The sequence below is a fragment of the Micromonospora desertarenae genome (assembly GCF_056150265.1).
This window is the reverse complement of the sequence record NZ_JAXCFQ010000007.1, coordinates 11,787-30,777: the sequence shown is the minus strand read 5'-3', so window position 1 is coordinate 30,777 and position 18,991 is coordinate 11,787. Positions and strand designations below refer to the sequence as shown.

Annotated in this window: 12 protein-coding genes; 8 read left to right on the top strand and 4 right to left on the bottom strand. The window is 72.4% G+C overall.

Annotated features, from left to right (window positions below):
* Nucleotides 1-54: 54 nt before the first annotated feature.
* On the bottom strand, nucleotides 55-657 hold the full coding sequence (locus tag SM577_RS16435; protein WP_474587268.1) for a CGNR zinc finger domain-containing protein: 603 nt from the start codon (nucleotides 655-657) through the stop codon (nucleotides 55-57).
* Nucleotides 658-740: 83 nt separating this feature from the next.
* Here SM577_RS16435 and SM577_RS16430 point away from each other — a divergent pair, with 83 nt between their 5' ends.
* The 3 genes from SM577_RS16430 to SM577_RS16420 are packed head-to-tail and all read left to right on the top strand — an operon-like array spanning nucleotide 741 to nucleotide 2,364.
* Entirely contained in the window at nucleotides 741-1,076 is a 336-nt protein-coding gene (locus SM577_RS16430) for a VOC family protein (protein WP_302920357.1), read from the top strand.
* Nucleotides 1,077-1,132: 56 nt separating this feature from the next.
* Nucleotides 1,133-1,537 carry a thioesterase family protein gene (locus SM577_RS16425; protein ID WP_302920358.1) on the top strand — a complete coding sequence of 135 codons (405 nt, stop codon included), beginning with the start codon at nucleotides 1,133-1,135 and terminating at the stop codon, nucleotides 1,535-1,537.
* Nucleotides 1,534-2,364 carry an MBL fold metallo-hydrolase gene (locus SM577_RS16420; protein ID WP_302920359.1) on the top strand — a complete coding sequence of 277 codons (831 nt, stop codon included), beginning with the start codon at nucleotides 1,534-1,536 and terminating at the stop codon, nucleotides 2,362-2,364. Before SM577_RS16425 ends, SM577_RS16420 begins: the two co-directional genes overlap by 4 nt.
* Before the next feature lie 16 nt (nucleotides 2,365-2,380).
* Here SM577_RS16420 and SM577_RS16415 read toward each other — a convergent pair whose 3' ends face one another.
* Nucleotides 2,381-3,316, bottom strand: coding sequence for a PfkB family carbohydrate kinase (locus SM577_RS16415; RefSeq protein WP_302920439.1), 936 nt, complete (start codon nucleotides 3,314-3,316; stop codon nucleotides 2,381-2,383).
* Nucleotides 3,317-3,421: 105 nt separating this feature from the next.
* On the opposite strand from SM577_RS16415, the gene SM577_RS16410 reads away from it, so the two are divergent.
* Nucleotides 3,422-3,814, top strand: a complete 393-nt coding sequence (locus SM577_RS16410) for a nuclear transport factor 2 family protein (protein ID WP_474587267.1) — start codon at nucleotides 3,422-3,424, stop codon at nucleotides 3,812-3,814.
* A 344-nt stretch (nucleotides 3,815-4,158) separates the two neighbouring features.
* Nucleotides 4,159-5,259 (top strand): lytic polysaccharide monooxygenase, encoded by a 1,101-nt coding sequence (locus SM577_RS16405; protein ID WP_302920361.1) that lies wholly within the window; start codon nucleotides 4,159-4,161, stop codon nucleotides 5,257-5,259.
* A gap of 99 nt (nucleotides 5,260-5,358) precedes the next feature.
* Here the strand turns inward: SM577_RS16405 and asnB are convergent, their stop codons facing one another.
* The gene (asnB, locus tag SM577_RS16400; RefSeq protein WP_302920362.1) at nucleotides 5,359-7,320 is read right to left on the bottom strand and encodes an asparagine synthase (glutamine-hydrolyzing); all 1,962 of its coding nucleotides are present in this window, start codon (nucleotides 7,318-7,320) and stop codon (nucleotides 5,359-5,361) included.
* Nucleotides 7,321-7,602: 282 nt separating this feature from the next.
* Here asnB and SM577_RS16395 point away from each other — a divergent pair, with 282 nt between their 5' ends.
* The 3 genes from SM577_RS16395 (at nucleotide 7,603) to SM577_RS16385 (ending at nucleotide 13,127) form a co-directional block, all read left to right on the top strand.
* On the top strand, nucleotides 7,603-9,084 hold the full coding sequence (locus SM577_RS16395; RefSeq protein WP_302920363.1) for an aminopeptidase P family protein: 1,482 nt from the start codon (nucleotides 7,603-7,605) through the stop codon (nucleotides 9,082-9,084).
* 305 nt (nucleotides 9,085-9,389) lie between these two features.
* Nucleotides 9,390-11,126, top strand: a complete 1,737-nt coding sequence (locus SM577_RS16390) for a right-handed parallel beta-helix repeat-containing protein (RefSeq protein WP_474587266.1) — start codon at nucleotides 9,390-9,392, stop codon at nucleotides 11,124-11,126.
* 360 nt (nucleotides 11,127-11,486) lie between these two features.
* Nucleotides 11,487-13,127 (top strand): right-handed parallel beta-helix repeat-containing protein, encoded by a 1,641-nt coding sequence (locus SM577_RS16385; RefSeq protein WP_474587265.1) that lies wholly within the window; start codon nucleotides 11,487-11,489, stop codon nucleotides 13,125-13,127.
* A gap of 99 nt (nucleotides 13,128-13,226) precedes the next feature.
* On the opposite strand, the gene pulA is transcribed toward SM577_RS16385, so the two are convergent.
* Nucleotides 13,227-18,722, bottom strand: coding sequence for a pullulanase-type alpha-1,6-glucosidase (gene pulA / locus SM577_RS16380; RefSeq protein WP_474587264.1), 5,496 nt, complete (start codon nucleotides 18,720-18,722; stop codon nucleotides 13,227-13,229).
* Between the last annotated feature and the right edge of the window lie 269 nt (nucleotides 18,723-18,991).

Genomic DNA, 18,991 nt, shown 5'->3' with positions numbered 1-18,991 from the left:
GGTCAAGGTTAACGGCGGGTCCGGCATCGACCGACGCGGACCGCCCCGGGCGGGTCAGCGTCGCGAACCGGTGCGGCGCTGGTGGGCGGCGCGCGCCTTGGCCCGGTTGCCGCAGATCTCCATCGAGCACCAGGTACGCCGGCGGTTGCGGGAGTGGTCATAGTAGGCCCACCGGCAGCTCGGTTCCCGGCACGCCTTGAGCCGGCTCCAGGTGCCCAGCGCCACCGCCTCGGCGACCACGGCGAGCAGCCCGGCCAGCGCGGCGTCGACGGGCGTCCGGGCGGCGGGCACCAGCCGGGGCGGGTCGACCGTGACGTCGAGCACCAGCGGCAGGTCGCGGGTCAGCTCGGCCAGTCCGCTCCGGGCGGCCGGGTCCAGGCCGTCCGCCCGGGGGCTGGGCACCGGCTCGGTGTTGTTCTCGGCGATCAGCGCCCGGATCCCCTCCCGGACCGCGCGGGCCCGGTCGAGCTGCGCCGCGGTGGCCGTGCTGCCGGCGGGCACCAAGCCGCGGGCGTGCAGCCAGTCGACGAGCCGGGCCGGTGTGTCGAGGTCGTCGCGGCCCTCGTTCCGGGTGTTGACGAACGCCTCGATCCGGTCGAGCGGGGCGGGCGCCGCGTCGCCGTCCGGCGGGGCGGCGGGGACGGCGTCGGGTGCCATGGGGACATCCTAACCGGCTATTGACCGTAGCCGGTTACCTAACTAGCGTACGGCTCACGTCGGTTAGAGGAAGGGATCCGATCATGAGCATCCGCATCGGCAACGTCGGCATCGACACCAACGACCTGCCCCGCGCCACCGCGTTCTGGCAGGCGGTGACCGGCTACCAGCTCGCCTCCTCGGACGAGAGCGGCAACTACCTGGAGGATCCGGCCAAGGCCGGCGTCGGCCTGTGGGTCCAGCTGGTCCCCGAGCCGGCGACCGGCAAGAACCGGCTGCACCTGGACCTCTTCACCGCCGACCCGGCCGCCGAGGTGGCCCGGATCCGCGGGCTCGGCGCCAGCGAGGTCCGGGCGTTCGACGGCTGGACCGTGCTGGCCGACCCGGACGGCAACCAGTTCTGCGTGGTCGCCGCGTAGCCGCCCGGCCGCCCGGGAGACGGACGCGGCAACGCCCGCTCGTCTAGGCTTTGTCCATGCGGGAACAGCCGGAGCACGCCGTCACGCCGGGGCTGACCGGCCGGGTGGAGTTGACAGTCACCGACGCCGACACCGCCCAGGCGGTCGGCTCCGGCGACGTGCCGGTGCTCGGCACGCCCCGGGTGCTCGCGCTGGCCGAGGCGGCCACGGTCGCCGCCACGGCGACCCGGATCCAGCCCGGGTCGACCACCGTCGGGGTCCGGGTCGAGCTGGAGCACCTGGCCGCCACGCCGGTCGGCCGTACGGTGGTGGCCGAGGCGCGACTGGCCAAGGTCGACGGTCGCCGGCTGCTGTTCGAGGTCAGCGTCACCGACGGCGGCGAGCCGGTGGCCGAGGGTCGGGTGGAGCGGGTGCTGGTCGACCGGCAGCGCTTCGTGGAACGCGCGTCCCGGGCGTCATGACCGGCCGGTTCGTCGAGGTCGCCGACGGGGTGCACGTCTACCGCGAGCCGCTGCTGCGGGTCAACGTCACGCTGGTCGTCGGCGACGGCGCCGCCCTGCTGGTCGACACGCTCTCCACCGCCGGGCAGGCCGCCGAGCTGGCCGCCGCCGCGCGGGCGGTCACCCCGCACCCGTGGACGGTGGTGAACACCCACCACCACTTCGACCACTGCTTCGGCAACGCCACGCTCGCGGCCGACCCGCCCCGCCCGGTGTACGCGCACCCGCTGGCCGCCGAGGAGCTGCGCGAGCGCCCGGACCGGCTGCGCCGGGAGGCGTACGAGGAGATCCGCGACGAGTACCCGGCGCTGGCCGGGGAGCTGGCCGACACCGTACTGCTCGCGCCCACGCACACCGTGCACACCGAGGCCACCCTCGACGTCGGCGGGCGGGAGGTGGTGCTGCGCCACCCCGGTCGCGCGCACACCGCTGCCGACCTGCTGGTGCACGTGCCCGACGCGGACGTGCTGGTCGCCGGCGACCTGGTCGAGCAGAGCGGCCCGCCGGCGTTCGAGGAGTCCTACCCGTTGCAGTGGCCGGACGCGGTGGCCGAGCTGCTCCGGCTGACCACCCCGTCGACAGTGGTGGTCCCCGGGCACGGCGAACCGGTCGACGCCGAGTTCGTCCGCGCCCAGCACGCCCAGCTGGTCGAGCTGGCCTGGCTGATCCGGGCCGGGCACACCGGCGGCGCGCCGCCCGAGCGGGTGGCCGCCGAGGCACCCTTCGGGGCCCGCCCGGCGCTGGCCGCCGCCCGCCGCGGCTACGCCGAACTCGACGGCACCGGCTGACCCGCCACCGGGCCGGTCAACCGGCGAAGCGGCGGATCACCTCGGCCCGGGTCGGCATCGCGGTGGCGCCGCCGGGCGACTCGCAGACCAACCCGGCCACCCGCAGCGCGAACGCCACCCGCTCGTGCCAGCCGGCCGGCTCGACCGGCTCCCCGTCGGCCAGCAGGTCGGCGACGAGCGCCGCCATCACCGAGTCGCCGGCGCCGGTGGCGTCCACCGCGCGTACCTTGGGCGCGGGCACGCGTACCGGATCGGCGCCGGCGGCGGCGACCACCGCGCCGGCCGCGCCGAGCGTGACCACGGCGGTCGCCGCGCCGAGCTCCCGCAGGTAGGCCGCCACCCCCTCGACCGGCTCGCCGGGATAGAGCAGCGCGGCGTCGGCGGTGCTGAGCTTGACCAGGTGGGCGCCCGCGGCGAACTCGGCCACCACCTCGCGCAGCCCGGCCAGCGCGGCCGGGCCGTCCAGCAGCCGGGGCCGCACGTTGGGGTCGAAGACGCGCAGCCCGGTGGCGAGCGACCAGGCCCGCCGCGCGGCGGCCAGCACCGACGGTTGGAGCAGCACTATCGAGCCGCAGTAGAGCACACCGGCCCCGGCGACCAGGTCGGCGTCCAGGTCGCCGGCGGTGAGCAGCCCGTACGAGGGCGGTTCGCCGTAGAAGCGGAAGTCCGGTTCGGGCCCGGCGAAGGTGGCCACCGCCAGCGCGGTCGGCGTGGGCACGGTGACCGCGCCGGCCAGGCCCACCCCGGCGTCGGCGAGGAAGGCGCGGATCCGGCCGGCCAGCACGTCGTCGCCGAGCGACCCGACGAACTGCACGTCGCCGCCGAGCCGGGCCACCCCGACCGCGACGTTCAGCGGGCCGCCGCCGATCGCCTGCCGGTAGACCGGTTCCCCGTCGCACTCGGCGTCGAGCAGGTCGACCAGTGCCTCGCCGAGCACCACCGCGTACCCCATCGCTGTCCCTCCGTCGTCACCGGTCGCGCCGCCCGCCGGAAAACCCGCCCGTCCGTCGACGCGCCTGGGGAGATCTTGTCGCACCAGGCTGGCACAGTGCGCGGCATGACGACCGCAGAAGACACGGTATTGGCGTACTGGGAGGCGTGCGAGGCGCGGGACTGGCCACGGGTGGCGACGCTGCTCGCCGACGAGGTGGTCTACCACCTGCCGCAGACCCGGGAGCGGATCCGTGGCCGGGCGGCCTTCCTCCGGTTCAACCAGGAATACCCGGGCGACTGGCACGTCACGGTGACCCGGGTGACCGGCGCCGGTCAGCGGGCCGCCACGTGGATCACCTGCACTGTCGACGGGGCCGACCAGCCCGCGGTGAGCTTCTTCGACCTGGACGACGCCGGCCGGATCGCCGGCATCACCGAGTTCTGGCCGGAGCCCTACGAGCCGCCGGCCGGGCGGGAACACCTGGCCGAGCGGTACGGCCCCGCCGCGGCGGTCTGACCGGGCGACCACGTCCCCGCGCCCGGGTGGCCGCCGAGCCCCGCTCTCGGCGGCCGTCCGCACGGGTGGCCGCCAGCCGTCGACTGGCACATCGAGACACGGCTATTGCGTCCCGCTCCGGAGCGTGGTGGGATGACGCATGCCGGGCGGTGCGTGGGCTGCGCCCCGCCGGCTGCCGGGTTCTTCCGCGAGGGCACCGGCCCGCAGGGGCGGGCCGTCGGCGGCGCGCGCCCACCGGGGCCGTCGCCGCGATCGTCGTATCCGCTCGTCGCCGTGGGGCCGCCAACCCCACGCGCTTCCAGCGGGGTGGCTCGGGCGGCACGCCCCGCGAGTCAGGAGAACCCGTGTCCCACCGTTCCCGAACGGCCGCGTTGCTCACCGCGGCCGCGACCCTCCTCGTGGGGGCCGTCGCGCTGGTCAGCGGCCCCGAACCGGCCGCCGCGCACGGCGCCGCGATGACCCCGGGCAGCCGGACGTTCCTGTGCTGGAAGGACGGCCTCACCGCCACCGGTGAGATCCGGCCGAACAACCCGGCCTGCTCCGCCGCGGTCGCGCAGAGCGGCGCCAACTCGCTCTACAACTGGTTCAGCGTGCTCCGCTCCGACGCGGGCGGCCGGACGGTCGGCTTCATCCCCGACGGGCAGCTGTGCAGCGGCGGCAACACCGGTTTCCGCGGCTACGACCTGGCCCGTACGGACTGGCCGCTGACCCACCTGACCGCCGGCGCGCGGATGGAGTTCCGGTACAGCAACTGGGCTCACCACCCGGGCACCTTCTACTTCTACGTGACCAAGGACAGCTGGAGCCCGACCCGGCCGCTGGCCTGGAGCGACCTGGAGGAGCAGCCGTTCCTGACGGTGACCAACCCGCCGCAGCGCGGCGCGGTCGGCACCAACGACGGGCACTACTACTTCAGCGGCAACCTGCCGACCGGCAAGAGCGGCCGGCACATCATCTACTCGCGCTGGGTCCGCTCGGACAGCCAGGAGAACTTCTTCGGCTGCTCGGACGTCACCTTCGACGGCGGCAACGGTGAGGTCACCGGCGTCGGCCCGGGCGGCACCCTGCCGCCGGACCCGACCACCCCGCCGCCGAACCCGACCACTCCCCCGCCGAGCCCGACCACGCCGCCGCCGCACAGCGGTGACTGCATGGCGGTCTACCGGGTGGTCAACTCCTGGCAGGGCGGTTTCCAGGGCGAGATCACGATCATGAACCACACCAACGCGACCTGGTCCGGATGGACGGCCACCTGGACCTGGCCCAGCGGCCAGTCGATCAGTCAGATCTGGAACGCCGCACAGGCCACGTCCGGTACGTCGGTGACAGCGAGCAACCTCTCCTGGAACGGCACGCTCGCCCCCGAGGGCACCACGACCTTCGGCTTCCTGGCCAACAGCACCGGCACCAACACCCTGCCCACCGTCACCTGCACCGGCCGCTGACCCGCTCCCCCACCCCGAAATGGTCAAGAGGTTTGCGTCGTCCGGGAACGTTCCGGCGACGCAAACCTCTTGATCCAGGTGCGGGCGGCCCGCTCGGGGTCAGCGGACCATGGACCCGACGACGGGCTTGGTGAGCAGGGCGGACTGGTTGCGCTGGATGCCCGGGTCCAGGGTCTTGGCGACGAAGATGGCGTGCCAGACGCAGAAGATCAGCACCGTCCACACCTTGCGGGAGTGGTCGGCCTCCTCCCGCTTGTGCTCCTCCAGCAGCCGCAGCGCGTACGACAGGTCGAGCAGGTCGCCGGCGCCGGAGGTGGCCAGCACGTGCCGGGCCCACTCGTACATCTCGCCGCGCAGCCAGACCCGGGTCGGGGTCGGGAAGCCGAGCTTCTTGCGGTTGACGATGGCCGGCGGCACCACGCCCTGGAGGGCCTGGCGCATCGCGTACTTGGTCGCGTCGGAGCGGGGCGGCAGCTTGAGGTCCACCGGGATCTTCGCCGCCACGTCGAACACCTCACGGTCCAGGAAGGGCACCCGGACCTCCAGCGAGTGGGCCATCGAGATCCGGTCGGCCTTGACCAAGATGTCGCCGCGCAGCCAGGTGTAGAGGTCGACGTACTGCATCTTGGTGACGTCGTCCAGCTCGGTGCACTCGGCGTAGATCGGCGCGGTCACGTCGGTGTAGCGCACCGAGGGGTCGTAGCGGCGCAGCAGGTGCTGCTTCTCCTCCTCGGTGAACATCCGGGCGTTGCCGTAGTAGCGCTGCTCGATCGGGGTGGTGCCGCGCTCCAGGAAGCTCTTGCCCTTGACCCCCTGCGGGATGGCCTTGGAGACCGCCCGCAGCCCCTTCTGCACGCCGCCGGGCAGGCCGTTGACGGTGCTCAGCGAGAGCGGCTCGCGGTAGATGGTGTAGCCGCCGAAGAACTCGTCGGCGCCCTCACCGGAGAGCACCACCGTGACGTGCTCGGCGGCCTTCTTCGCCACGAAGTAGAGCGGCACCAGCGCCGGGTCGGCCACCGGGTCGTCCAGGTGCCAGACGATCTTCGGCAGCGCCTCGATCATGTCCTGCGGCCCGATCTTGGTGGGGATCGTGGTCACGTCGAGGTGGCGGGCCGAGTCCTGGGCCACGTCGATCTCGGAGTAGCCGGGCACGTCGTAGCCGACGGTGAAGGTGAGGATGTTCGGGTTGAACTCGCGGGCCAGCGCGACCACGGCGGTGGAGTCGATGCCGCTGGACAGGAACGAACCGACCGGCACGTCCGAGCGCATGTGCATCCGGACGCTCTCCCGCAGCGTCTCCCGGATCTCGTGGTAGAGCTTCTGCTCGTCGTCGACCGGCGCCGGCCGGAACACCGGCCGGTACCACCGGCGCACGTCGATCCGGCCGCCCGGGCTCCAGGTCAGGTACTCCCCGGAGCCGATCCGGTTGATCCCCTTGTGCAGGGTGCCCGGCTCCGGGACGTACTGCAGCGTCAGGTAGTGGCTGAGGTTGGCCGTGTCGATGCCGGCGTCGCCGGAGTAGTTGGAGTGCGCGAAGGGCAGCAGCGCCTTCTTCTCCGAGGCGAGGTAGAGCCCGTCCGCGGTCTCCAGGTAGTGCAGCGGCTTGATGCCGAAGTAGTCGCGGGCGCCGAACGCGCGCCGCTCCTGCCGGTCCCAGATGACGAAGGCGAACATGCCGCGCAGCCGGGTGAGCACCTGCTCGCCCCAGTAGTGGTAGCCGGCGACGATCACCTCGCCGTCGCCGTTGGTGGCGAACTGGGCGCCGTAGTCGCGGATCAGTTCCTCGCGCAGCTCGATGTAGTTGTAGATCTCGCCGTTGAAGGTCAGCAGGTAGCGCCCGCCGGCGTAGGGCAGCGGCTCGTGGCTGAGCGCCACGTCGATGATCGCCAGCCGCTTGTGGGCGAACACACCGTCCGCGTAGCGACCGGAGGCGTCGCCGACCACCTCGACACCGGTCTCGTCCGGCCCGCGGTGGTGCAGGCATTCCAACGCTCCGGCGATGTTGTCGCGGTGGGCCGCGGCGTCACCGCGCGCGCTGAAGAAGGCCAGGAGTCCGCACATGGGGGTCATCTTTTCACGCGACCGGAGCGGACGTCGCGGCACCGTTGGCTCTCGTCCGGGCCCGGGCGGCGACGGCGTCCGGCACCGGGCGGGGACAGTGTCCGGCACCGGCGCTCCGGCGGTGTACCCGGGGCCGGCGGGTAACGGGCCGCCCGGATCACACCCCGTACCGGTCCGAGCGGGCCGCCGGCACCGGGGAGGGCGCTCCGCCGGGCCACCACCGGCTCCCTCCGGCGCCGGTCGCGCGGTACCGTCGGGGCCAGTAACGAGGAGGGAGCGAGCATGACCGAGGAACGCACCGGTGGTAAGCCGACGGACGGCACCGAATCGCACGACCCGGACTTTCCGGAGGCGTTCCTGTCGTTCATGCGGCAGGGCTGGCGGGACACCACGCTGCCGGTCGGCCCGCGGCCGGAGGTGCCGAACTACGCCAAGCGCCGGGCCGCGCTCTCCGCGGCCTTCCCGGGCGAGACGCTGGTCATCCCCACCGGCGGTGAGAAGGTACGGGCCAACGACACCGACCACCCGTTCCGGCCGGGCAGCGACTTCGCCTACCTGACCGGCGACCACGACCCGGACAGCGTGCTCGTGCTGCGGCCGAACGGCTCGGGGCACGACGCGACGCTGTACATGCGGCCCCGGTCGTCCCGGCAGACCGACGAGTTCTTCCGCAGCCGGCACGGCGAGCTGTGGGTCGGCCGGCGGCACACCCTGGCCGAGAAGTCGACCGAGCTGGGCCTGCCGACGGCCGACCTGACCGAGCTGGAGGCCGCGCTGGCCGACCTGGCGCCGGGGCGTACCCGGGTGCTGCGCGGGTTCGACGCCCGGGTGGACGCGGCCGTGCGCCCGTACGACGGGCCGCGCGCCGAGGGCCAGCCGGCCCGCGACCGGGAGCTGGCGATCGCCATCTCGGAGCTGAAGCTGGTCAAGGACGAGTGGGAGATCGCGCAGCTCCAGGACGCCATCGACGCCACCGTGCGGGGCTTCGAGGACGTGGCCCGGGTGCTGCCGGCGGACCGGAGCGTCTCCGAGCGGCTGCTGGAGGGGGTCTTCGCGCTGCGGGCCCGGCACGACGGCAACGAGGTCGGCTACAACTCGATCGTCGGCGCCGGCGAGCACGCCACGATCCTGCACTGGGTGCACAACAACGGCGCCACCCGACCGGGTGAGCTGCTGCTGATGGACATGGGCGTGGAGAACCGCCACCTCTACACCGCCGACGTGACCCGGGTGCTGCCGGTCAACGGCCGGTTCACCGCGTTGCAGCGGCAGGTCTACGACATCGTGCACGCCTCGCAGCAGGCCGGCATCGAGTTCATCAAGCCGGGCGTGAAGTTCCGCGACGTGCACCTGACCTGCATGCGGGTGCTCGCCGAGGGCCTGGCCGACCTGGGCCTGCTGCCGGTGAGCGTGGACGAGGCGATGGACGAGAAGTCGACGGTCTACCGGCGCTGGACGCTGCACGGCTTCGGGCACATGCTCGGCATCGACGTGCACGACTGCGCCAACGCCCGCAAGGAGATGTACCGGGACGGCACGCTGGGCGAGGGCTACGTGCTCACCGTCGAGCCGGGGCTCTACTTCCAGCCCGAGGACGACCTGGTCCCCGAGGAGCTGCGCGGCATCGGCGTACGGATCGAGGACGACGTCCTGGTCACCGCCACCGGCGCGGTCAACCTCTCCGCCGGGCTGCCCCGGACGGCCGACGAGGTGGAGACCTGGCTGGCCGAGCAGCGCGAGGCGGGTCCGCGCCTGCCGGGCTGAGCCCACCCGAAACACGCCGCAGCCCGGCCGGGACGTCGTCCCGGCCGGGCTGTTCGCTGTCGCGGCGCGGTCTCTTCGCCCGGCGCTGGCACGCGTTTGTGCTGCCCAACTCCCTTCCTCCCACACCGAGCCGCCTGGTGGCAACCCCGCCCGCCTGCGTCGAATGCGGGCTTTTCTCGGATACGTCCTCATCACGAGGAAACCTCTCATACGGTGGCGAACAGAGGCCGCAGGCGATTTGTGGCTGGTCGCGGGTCTTCGACTGGTACGACCCCGTCTGGTAGCGGAAAGGGCGGAAGGCTCTGATGTCCACTGATGAGACGACTCCTGACGGCACGGCCCTCACCGGCCCGCCGAACCGGGGGCGGCGGAAACTCTGGGTCGCCGCCGGCGTGGCCGGGCTGACCGGCATCGTCGGTCTGGCCGCCCTGGGTGGCATCGCCGCCCGTGACGACTCCTCCGGCGGCTCCGACCGGCCGGACGCGCGCTCCGACGCGCGGCAGAACGTCAGCGACGCCGGCAAGGCCGACGGCGCCGGTGACGGGAAGGGTGAGAGCGAGGCCGGCAAGCGCGAGACCGGCAAGGGCGAGGACGACTGGTCCGGTGCCAACTGGAGCGGCCAGGAGGACCGCCGGGACGACAGGGGCAAGGCGAAGGACGTGCCGTGCCACACCGACAAGCTGATCCAGGCGATCGTCCACGCCAACGAGAACCACGGCGGCGTGCTGGAACTCGCCAAGGGCTGCACGTACGAGCTGACCCGCAGCGAGCGCGGCAACGGCCTGCCGGTGATCAAGGAGAAGATCGTCCTCAGGGGCCACGACACGAAGATCGTCCGGGCGGCGGCGGTCGACCGGTTCCGGATCCTGAACGTGGGCCGGGGCGGTCATCTGACGCTGAAGGACGTGACGATCAAGGGCGGGCAGACCGAGGCCCGGAAGATGGTGCCGCAGCCGATGTCGGCGGCGGAGTTCGGCGGCTCGACGCAGGTCGCACCGGCGCCGGCCGCCCGGCCGGCCATGGTCGCGCCCCGGCCGGCGGTCACGGCCGCACCCCAGGTGTCCGTCACACCGAGCCCTGGACCCGGCGGCGGGCCGGCGCTGGCGTCGCCCGACCGCACCCCGACACCCGCGCCCGACCTCGCCCCCACCCAGCCGCCACTCGACGCCGCGGACGGGGCGGGCCTCCTGGTGCAGCGCGGCGGCCAGGCCGACATCGAGCACAGTGTGTTCGTGCAGAACCAGGCCGGTGGGAACGGCGGCGGCATCGCCAACTACGGCACCACGAACGTCCGCAAGAGTTCGGTCGAGCACAACACCGCCGGGCTGTTCGGCGGCGGCCTCTTCAACGCCGGCTTGCTGCGGGTCGAGGAGTCGAAGGTCGACAACAACACGGCCGGCGAGGGTGGCGGCGGGATCGCCAACGGCACCGCGCCGAACGGCTTCCGGGCCACGGGCGGCACCGTCTGGGTGTGGAAGGGCACCATCAGCCACAACCGGACCGCCGGCCTCGGTGGCGGCGTCTTCGACAACGGCGGCGACACGACGATCACCCAGAGCCGCATCACCGACAACACCGGCACCAGGGACGTCGGCGGCGTGATCGCCTTCCGCGACACGAAGCTGAGCCTGGAGCACGTCCTGGTGGCCAACAACCACACCGCGGGTGAAGGTGGTGGCGTCGGCGTCGGCCGGCATGCCCACGCGGTGATCGAGCAGAGCGTGATCAAGGAGAACGTCGCCGAAGGGTTCGGCGGCGGGGGCGTCTACACCGACGACCTGGGCAGCACCACCCTGCGCGACACCGAGGTGGTGGCGAACCGTGCGGTCGGCCTGTTCTCGGTGGGCGGTGGCATCGTCAACGATTTCGGCAGGACCACGCTGATCCGGACCAAGGTGACCCACAACGTGGCCACCCAACCGCCGGGCGGCATCTGGACCAACAACGACCGCGTGGATATCGACGACAAGTCGGCGGTCAAGGACAACCGGCCCACCAACTGCCAGGGCAGCCCGGTCATCCCGGACAACTGCTTCGGCTGATCCACCCGAGTGCGACACCACATAGAGAAGGGGGCTCCTCCGCGCCACCACGGCGGTGCGGAGGAGCCCTCGCCGTACGCCCTCGTCCCCGGCCGGCCGTTGCGCGCCGATCGGGGCGGTCTGGGGCGGCTCGGGGCGCTAACCGCCTCCCCGGTCGCCCTGTGGGCCGATGGTGCCCCAGCACGCCGTCCAGCCCGGACTAGGGGGAGCCGCGCTAAATGCGGGCTTATTTCGGATATGGCCACGAGGCGAGGAAGATTCTCATACGGTGCTTCTGGGAGCTACAACCGATTTGTAGCAGGGGACGCTCGCTGAGGCGTGGCGACCCTGTCTGGTACGAAGAGAGGGCAGAGAGCTCCGATGTCCAACTACCCAGCTAAGAACAGCGCCTCGGGGCAGGGCGCGGCGTCCAAGGGGCGCCGCAGGCTCTGGCTCGCCAGCGGCGTCGCCGGGCTCACCGGCGTAGTCAGCATCGCCGCGGTCGGCATCGCCACCGGTGCCGGCGCAGTGGGCGCGGACGCCCTGAAGTGGTCCACCGCCCAGGTCAGCAAGGACAGCGACCGGGGTGCCGCCGAGGAGAACCGCGACCACAAGGACAAGGACAAGGACAAGGAGTGGGACCGGTCCGACAAGGACCGCGACCACAAGGACAAGGACAAGGACCGCGGGAAGGAGGTGCCCTGCGACTCCGACAAGCTGATCCAGGCGATCATCTACGCCAACAACAACCACGGCGGCGTACTGGAGCTCGCGAAGGACTGCACCTACAAGCTGACCCGCTCCGACAAGTACGGCAACGGTCTGCCCGTGATCAAGGAGCACATCACGCTCAAGGGTCACGACACCAAGATCGAGCGGGACGCCACGGCCGACCACTTCCGGATCCTCAACGTCGGCCGGGGTGGTCACCTGAAGGTCAAGGACCTGACGATCAAGGGCGGCAAGACCATCGACAACGAGCGCCTGGGTGACACGCCCGAGGCGGTCTGGTCCCGGTACTCGAACTCGGTCGAGGCCGGCAAGGCCGCCCAGGCCAACCAGCCGTACCTGCCGCTGCTCCAGGCCAACCCGAAGGGCGCGGCACTGAAGGCCGCGCAGGCCGGCAAGGCCGAGGTGGCGGTCCTCAAGGACGGCAACGTCCACGACGGTGCCGGCGTCCTGGTGCAGGAGGGCGGCAGCGCCGAGTTCGAGAAGACCCACATCGAGCGCAACCAGGCCGGTGGGGTCGGCGGCGGTATCGCCAACTTCGGCAAGACCAGCCTCCACCACACCTCGGTCTCGGACAACACCGCGTTCTTCTACGGCGGCGGCATCTTCAACGCCGGCGTGCTGAAGGTCTCGGAGTCCAACGTGAAGGACAACGCCGCCGTCATCGGCGGTGGCGGTATCGCCAACGGCGCGGCCTTCATCTTCCGGGACGACATCTCCGGTGGCACGGTCTGGGTCGAGAAGACCGACATCAGCAGCAACGAGGTGCTCGGCTTCGGCGGCGGCCTGCTCGACATCGAGGGCGACACCACCGTCAAGAAGTCGAAGATCTCCGAGAACCTCGCGGTGCTCGCCGGTGGCGGCGTCGCGGCGGCCGGGGACAGCAACCTCGACCTGAAGGAAGTCAAGATCAGCAACAACAACACGTTCGGTGTCGGCGGCGGCATGGCCCTGGCCTTCCGCGCCATCGCCAACGTCGAGAAGAGCGAGATCAAGGACAACAAGGCCGGGCTCTTCGGCGGCGGGGTGTTCGTCTTCGCCTCCGCGGTGACCTTCCGGGACAGCGAGATCTCCGGCAACTTCGCGGGCATCGCCGGCGGCGGGATCTTCAACGTCCTGGGCAAGGTCGACCTGTACGACACCAAGGTGTCGCACAACCGGTCCACCTTCGAGCCGGGCGGCGTGTTCAGCATCGGCGGCAAGGTGAACGTGGACGACAAGTCCGCGATCAAGGGCAACGACCCGACCAACTGCAAGGGCAGCTTCGACAAGATCGAGAACTGCTTCGGCTGATCGATCGGGTGCCGTCACCCGGACCGGCCCCCTTCCGCTGGCGCGGAAGGGGGCCGGTCCTCGTCGTCGCCGCGGTCGGTCCGCGCGGCCCGCGACGGGTCAGCGCTGCACGAAGACCGCCACGCTGCGGGCCGGCACGGTGAACGTGCCGGTGCCGGGGTCGAACGACGCCGTCCGCACCGCCTCGTCGGCCGAGGTGCGCAGCACCGGGTGCAGCGCCACGTCCGCGCCGCGCAGCCCGGTCACCCGCTGGGCCGCCGTCTCCGGGGTGGCGTTGAAGACCACCGTCACCGACCGCCACCGCGGATCCAGGCCCCGGCCGTCCAGCGTCATGGTCAGCACGCCCGGGGTCTCCCCCGCGCCGGACAGCGGGAACGCCACCCGCCGCTGCACCTGCTCGGCGGTGGCCAGCCCGAACACCGGCGAGGAGGCCCGGATCCGCAGCAGTTCGGCGTACCGGGCGGCGGTGGTGTCGATCGCCGCGCAGTCCGGGATCAGCGCCGGGTCGGCCAGCAGCGGCCGGGCGTACGACCACTTGTCCTGGTTGTCCTGCGCGGGCGGCAGGCCGGCGCCGAACCCGTTGCCCCGGGCGCAGTCCCACCGGATCTGGTTGAACCAGTCCCCCGAGTTGTACGAGTTGCGGTCCAGCGACTTCGAGCGCAGCCGCTCGGTGCCGGTGGTGACGAAGCCGGTCCCCTGCCCCATCACCACGGTGCTCAACGCCAGCACCTGCATCCGGGACCGGTCCGCCGCCGAGGTGTCCTGTGGCATCTTGTACGCCAGCGCGTCGTACAGGATCTCGTTGTCGTGCGCGTCGACGTAGGTGACCGCCTCCCCCGGCGCGGCGGTGTAGCCGGCGGGCGAGCCGTTGTAGTCGACCTGGGCGCCGGTGACCCGGTCGCCGGCGGAGTTGGTGAACCGGTAGCCGGCCAGGTTGCCGGTCAGCCCCACCTTGATCAGGTCGTGCTGGTGCAGCAGCCGGGCCCGCTGGTCGGCCGCCGAGCCGTTCACCGGGTCGCCGTTGGGGTCGGTGAACAGGCCGGAGGCGAAGCCCTGCTGGCGCGGGTTGGCGTCGAACGGCCCGCCGCCGCGCACCGCGTCGCGGAGCCGGTCGTTGAAGGTGCCGATCCCGGTGCCGGCCATGTTCGCCTGGGTGGCCTGCACGAAGCGGGCGTCGTTCGCCACCTCGCCGAAGTTCCAGCCCTCGCCGTAGAGCAGGATCGACTTGCCGTCCACGCCGTCGCGGGCCAGGGTCAGCCTGTCCAGCGCCGCCCGTACGGCCAGGATGTTCGCCTTCGGGTGGTGACCCATCAGGTCGAACCGGAACCCGTCCACCTTGTACGCCCGGGCCCAGGTGACCAGGGAGTCCACCACCAGCTTGCCCATCATCGCGTGCTCCGGCGCGGTGTTGGCGCAGCAGGTCGAGTTCGCCACCGTGCCGTCCTCCAGCAGCCGGTGGTAGTAGCCGGGCACCACCTGGTCGAGCACCGACTTCGGGTCGGTGCCGGCGGCCGAGGTGTGGTTGTAGACCACGTCCATCACCACCCGCAGGCCGGCGCCGTTGATGCCGGCGACCATCTGCCGGAACTCGGTGGTCCGCCGCGCCCCGCCCGGGTCGACCGCGTAGCCGCCCTCGGGCACCGTGTAGTGCAGGGGGTCGTACCCCCAGTTGTAGCCGTCGGTGTCGGCGACGGCCGCCACGCACTTCTGCTGCTCGTCCGAGTCCGGCGGCAGCGCGGCCAGGTCACAGGCCGGCTGCCGCTGCTCGGCCCGCCGCTCGGGGATGGTGGCGAAGTCGAACGCGGGCAGCAGGTGCAGGTGGGTCACCCCGGCCTCGCCGAGCGACCTGAGGTGCGTCATGCCGGCGGTGCCGGGGTCGGTGAACGCCAGGTAGGTGCCGCGCCGCTCCGCCGGCAGGGTGCTGTCGGCGATGGAGAAGTCCCGCACCGACAGCTCGGAGACCTGCGCCCGGGTCGACGGCACCGCCGCCGGCTTGCGCAGCTTCGCCCAGCCGGGCGGGGCGAGCTTCGGGTCGGTGAGGTCGACGAGCTGGCTGTGCGTGGAGTTCGGCGCGAGGGCCAGCGAGTACGGGTCGGTCACCGCGGCGGTGACCACCCGCTGGGCCGCCGGCTGCCACGCCTCGACCTGGTAGCGGTAGTACTTCCCGGCCCAGGCGCGCGCGCCGCGCACCGACCAGACGCCGGTGCGGTCGTCCCGGCTCATCGCCACCGACGTGGGCTCGCCGGTGGGCGAGCCGAAGAGCTGCAACGAGACGGTGCGGGCGGTGGGCGCCCAGACCGACAGCGTCGGCACCCCGCCGGAGAAGGTGGGGCCGAGCCGGGCGTCGGTGGCCCGGGCGTAGACGTCGTCGAGCACCCCGGGGATCTGCACGCCGGTGGCGGCCAGCAGCTCGCCCTCGGCGTCCCGCTCGGTCACCAGCAGTTGGCCGCGCAGTGCCGCCGGCACCTTGGCCAGGTCCCGCCGGTCCAGGGTGAAGCTCTGGTACGCCCAGAGGTGGGGGAAGGCCGCGCGCTGGGCCTCGGTGAGCCCGTTGCGCTGTGCCCGCAGCGGCAGCGAGGTGTACGTCCCGGCCAGCTCGCCGTCGACCACGCTCACCCCGCCGGCCGGCGCCGCCACCAGGGCGTACGTCCTGCCGTCGGTGGGCCCGGTCTGCCAGGCGACGGTGGACCGGTCGATCCAGTGCGCCCGCTGCTTGGTGATGTCGGTGTCCCGGCCGGTGCCGGTGGCGGTCGACGGCACCAACCGGCCCCGGACGCCGGCGAGCAGCCAGACCTCCCGCCCGGCGTCGGCGAAGTCGAGTCGCTGGTCCTCCGGCAGGTCCTTCTCGTCTCCGGAGTGCAGGATGTAGCTCAGCCCGGTGGCGCCGGGCGCCAGCGGCACCCGGAACACCGCGCCGAACGAGTCGACGCTGGTCGGCGGCATCGGGGTGGCCCAGTCGGTCGGGTTGGCCGCGCCGTCCCAGAGGTGCAGGCCCCAGCCGTCGTAGTTGCCGTCGGCCCGGCGGTAGTGGATGACCGCTGTGCCGTCGGCGACCGGCGGGTCCGGCTCGCCGGTGGCCGCCTCCCGGCTCGGGTGGACGGTCGGGTCGCCCTGCTCGACCCAGACCTCGCCGGTCTGTGTCACGTCGATGGTGCGGTCCTGCTCGACGTCCTTGTTCCCGAACTTGTCGACCACCAGGAAGCCGACCGACCTCGCCCCCGGCTTGAGCTTCACCCAGGCGAACCGGCCGTACGAGTCGGTGCCCGCGAACGGCTGCCCGGTGGGCCACTCGGTGACGTACCCGGGATCGATGTCGCCCCAGGCGTACAGGCTCCAGTCCGCGTAGTCGCCCGCCGGGCGCTGGTAGTGCACCACCACCCAGTCCCGCGAGGACGCCTGCCCCGGGGTGCCCACGGTGGCGGTGGAGCGGGCGGTCGCGGTGCGCCCCTTGCCGTCGCGCACCACCGCCTTGTACTCCACGGTCGTGCCGCCGGCCAGCCCGGTCAGGTCGTGGTGCACCGTGTAGGGCGCCCGGTCGGCGCTGCCGAGCAGGGTCCACCGGCCGCCGGCGACCCGGGCGGCGACCGTGACGGTGGCCAGCGGATCCCCGGTGACCTGCGCGGTGATCGCTGCCTTCGTGGCGACCGGCTGGTCGGGGGCGGGGCTGGTGATGGTGACCGACGGCGTGGCGTCGGGCAGCGCGATCGGCGTGCCGGCGCGGTGCACCACGGCCGACAGCGGTGGCACGGTCAGGGTGAGCCGGCCGTCGGCGGCGGCGACCGGGGCGGCCGAGCCGCCGTAGACGCCGGTGAAGGTGGCACCGGCCGACCAGGTGTCCACGGTGACAGTCTGCGCGGTGGCCGCGTTGTTCACCGCCACCACGTACTCGGTGCGCTGCTTCGGGTCGATCCGGGAGAAGGCGAAGACGCCCGGCCCGTCGGCGGCGTACCGGGTGACCTGGACGCCGTCGCGCAGCGCCGGATGCGCCTGGCGCAGCCGGCCCAGCTCGGCGATGGCCCGGTAGAGCGGGTGCGCCGGGTCGTACTGGTCGACCGCGTGGGTGCGGTCGGTGCCGAGCAGGTCGTCGTCGAGGTAGTCGGGGGTACGGGAGGCGAACATGTCCTGCCGGGCGTCCTTGTCGCCGCCCGGGCCGGTGAAGCCCTGCTCGTCGCCGGAGTAGACCACCGGCTGGCCCCGGGTGAGGAACATCAGCTCGTGGGCGAGCCGGTCGCGGCGCAGGTGGCTGGCCGGGTCGGTGCCACCGCCGGCGATGAACCCGCCGATCCGGCCCATGTCGTGGTTGCCGAGGAAGGTGGTCAGCCGGCCGGCGTCGGTGTCCCGGGAGTTGTAGAGGTCGTCGCGGGCGTACACGTCGGCCAGCGCCCTGGCCGAGCCGTCGCCGGCGGTGTAGCCGCGGGCCGCCTCCTGGAAGGCGAAGTCGAGGGTGGCCGGCAGCCCGCCGCGCCGCACGTACGTCGAGGTGATCTCCGGGTCGGCGCTGTAGACCTCGCCGAACATGAAGAAGTCCGGCTTGCCGGCGCGCGCGGCGGCCCGCTCGACGCCCTGGCTGAACTGCGGCCAGAACTCCAGGTTGGCGTGCTTGACGGTGTCCAGCCGGAAGCCGTCGACGCCGGTCTCCACCACCCAGTCCGAGTAGACCTCGGTGAGGCCGCGCACCACCTCGGGGCGCTCGGTCCACAGGTCGTCGAGGCCGAAGAAGTCGCCGTACTCGCTGTTCTCGCCGGCGAAGGTGGAGTCGCCCCGGTTGTGGTACATCGTCGGGTCGTTCAGCCACGCCGGCACCTTGACCTTCGCGTCGGCCGGGGTGTCGAACGTCGGCGGGTACGGGAAGGAACGCGCGTTCACCGCCGGGAAGTCGCGGCTGCCGTCGGCGTAGTTGCGGTCCTCGAACGCGCGCCCCTGCGCGTCCCGGTACGGCGCGCTCGCCTTGTCCACGTAGGGAGCGGACTCGCCGTACCGGATGACGTCGGCGGTGTGGTTGACGATGACGTCCAGGTAGACCTTGATGCCGCGCTGGTGGGCGAGCCGGACCAGCCGCTTGAGGTCCTCGTTGGTGCCGAAGTGCGGGTCGACCTGGGTGAAGTCGGTGATCCAGTATCCGTGGTACCCGGCGGAGACGTCGTCGCCCCGGGCCTGCACCGGCCGGTTCTTGAAGATCGGGGCGAGCCAGATGGCCGTCGTCCCGAGCCCCTGGATGTAGTCGAGCCGGTCCATCACGCCCTTGAGGTCACCGCCGTGGTAGAAGCCCTTGTCGGCGGGGTCGAGGCCGGTGCTGAGCCGGTCTCCGGCCAGCCCGCCCCGGTCGTTGCGCCGGTCGCCGTTGGCGAACCGGTCCGGCAGGACGAAGTAGAACTGTTCGGCCCGGGCGTCGTCGGTGCCCGCGCGGAGCAGTGCCTCGGCGGAGGGCTCGGCGCGCCACTGCACCGCGCCGGCGGCCGCGAGCGGGTCGGTGCCCGCCTGGCCGGTGGCGGCGCCGTCGAACTGGCGTACCGCGACCGGTACCGCGACGAGGGCGACGGCGAGCATGCAGACGAGGGCGAGCAGGGCCTTGCGCGGTATCGGCGGGGGTTTCATCGACGGCCTTCCTCTGGTCGCTGATTGGCCCGCACGCTAGCCCTTGCCGAAACATTCTGCAATACCTTGCAAACCAAGTCGCAACAAAGCAGTTCGCTTGCAAGAAGGACGGCCCGGTGCTGTCCCGCGCCGGGCCGTCGACGGTTCGCTGGCAGTGACTGGATGTTGCGGGGCAGGAGGTTGTGGCGCGTCCGCTCGCCGCGATTGGTGGTTGATGTTCGATGGCCCACTTGGCTAGGCCTGACAACGGCTCCAACAGGGACTCGCCG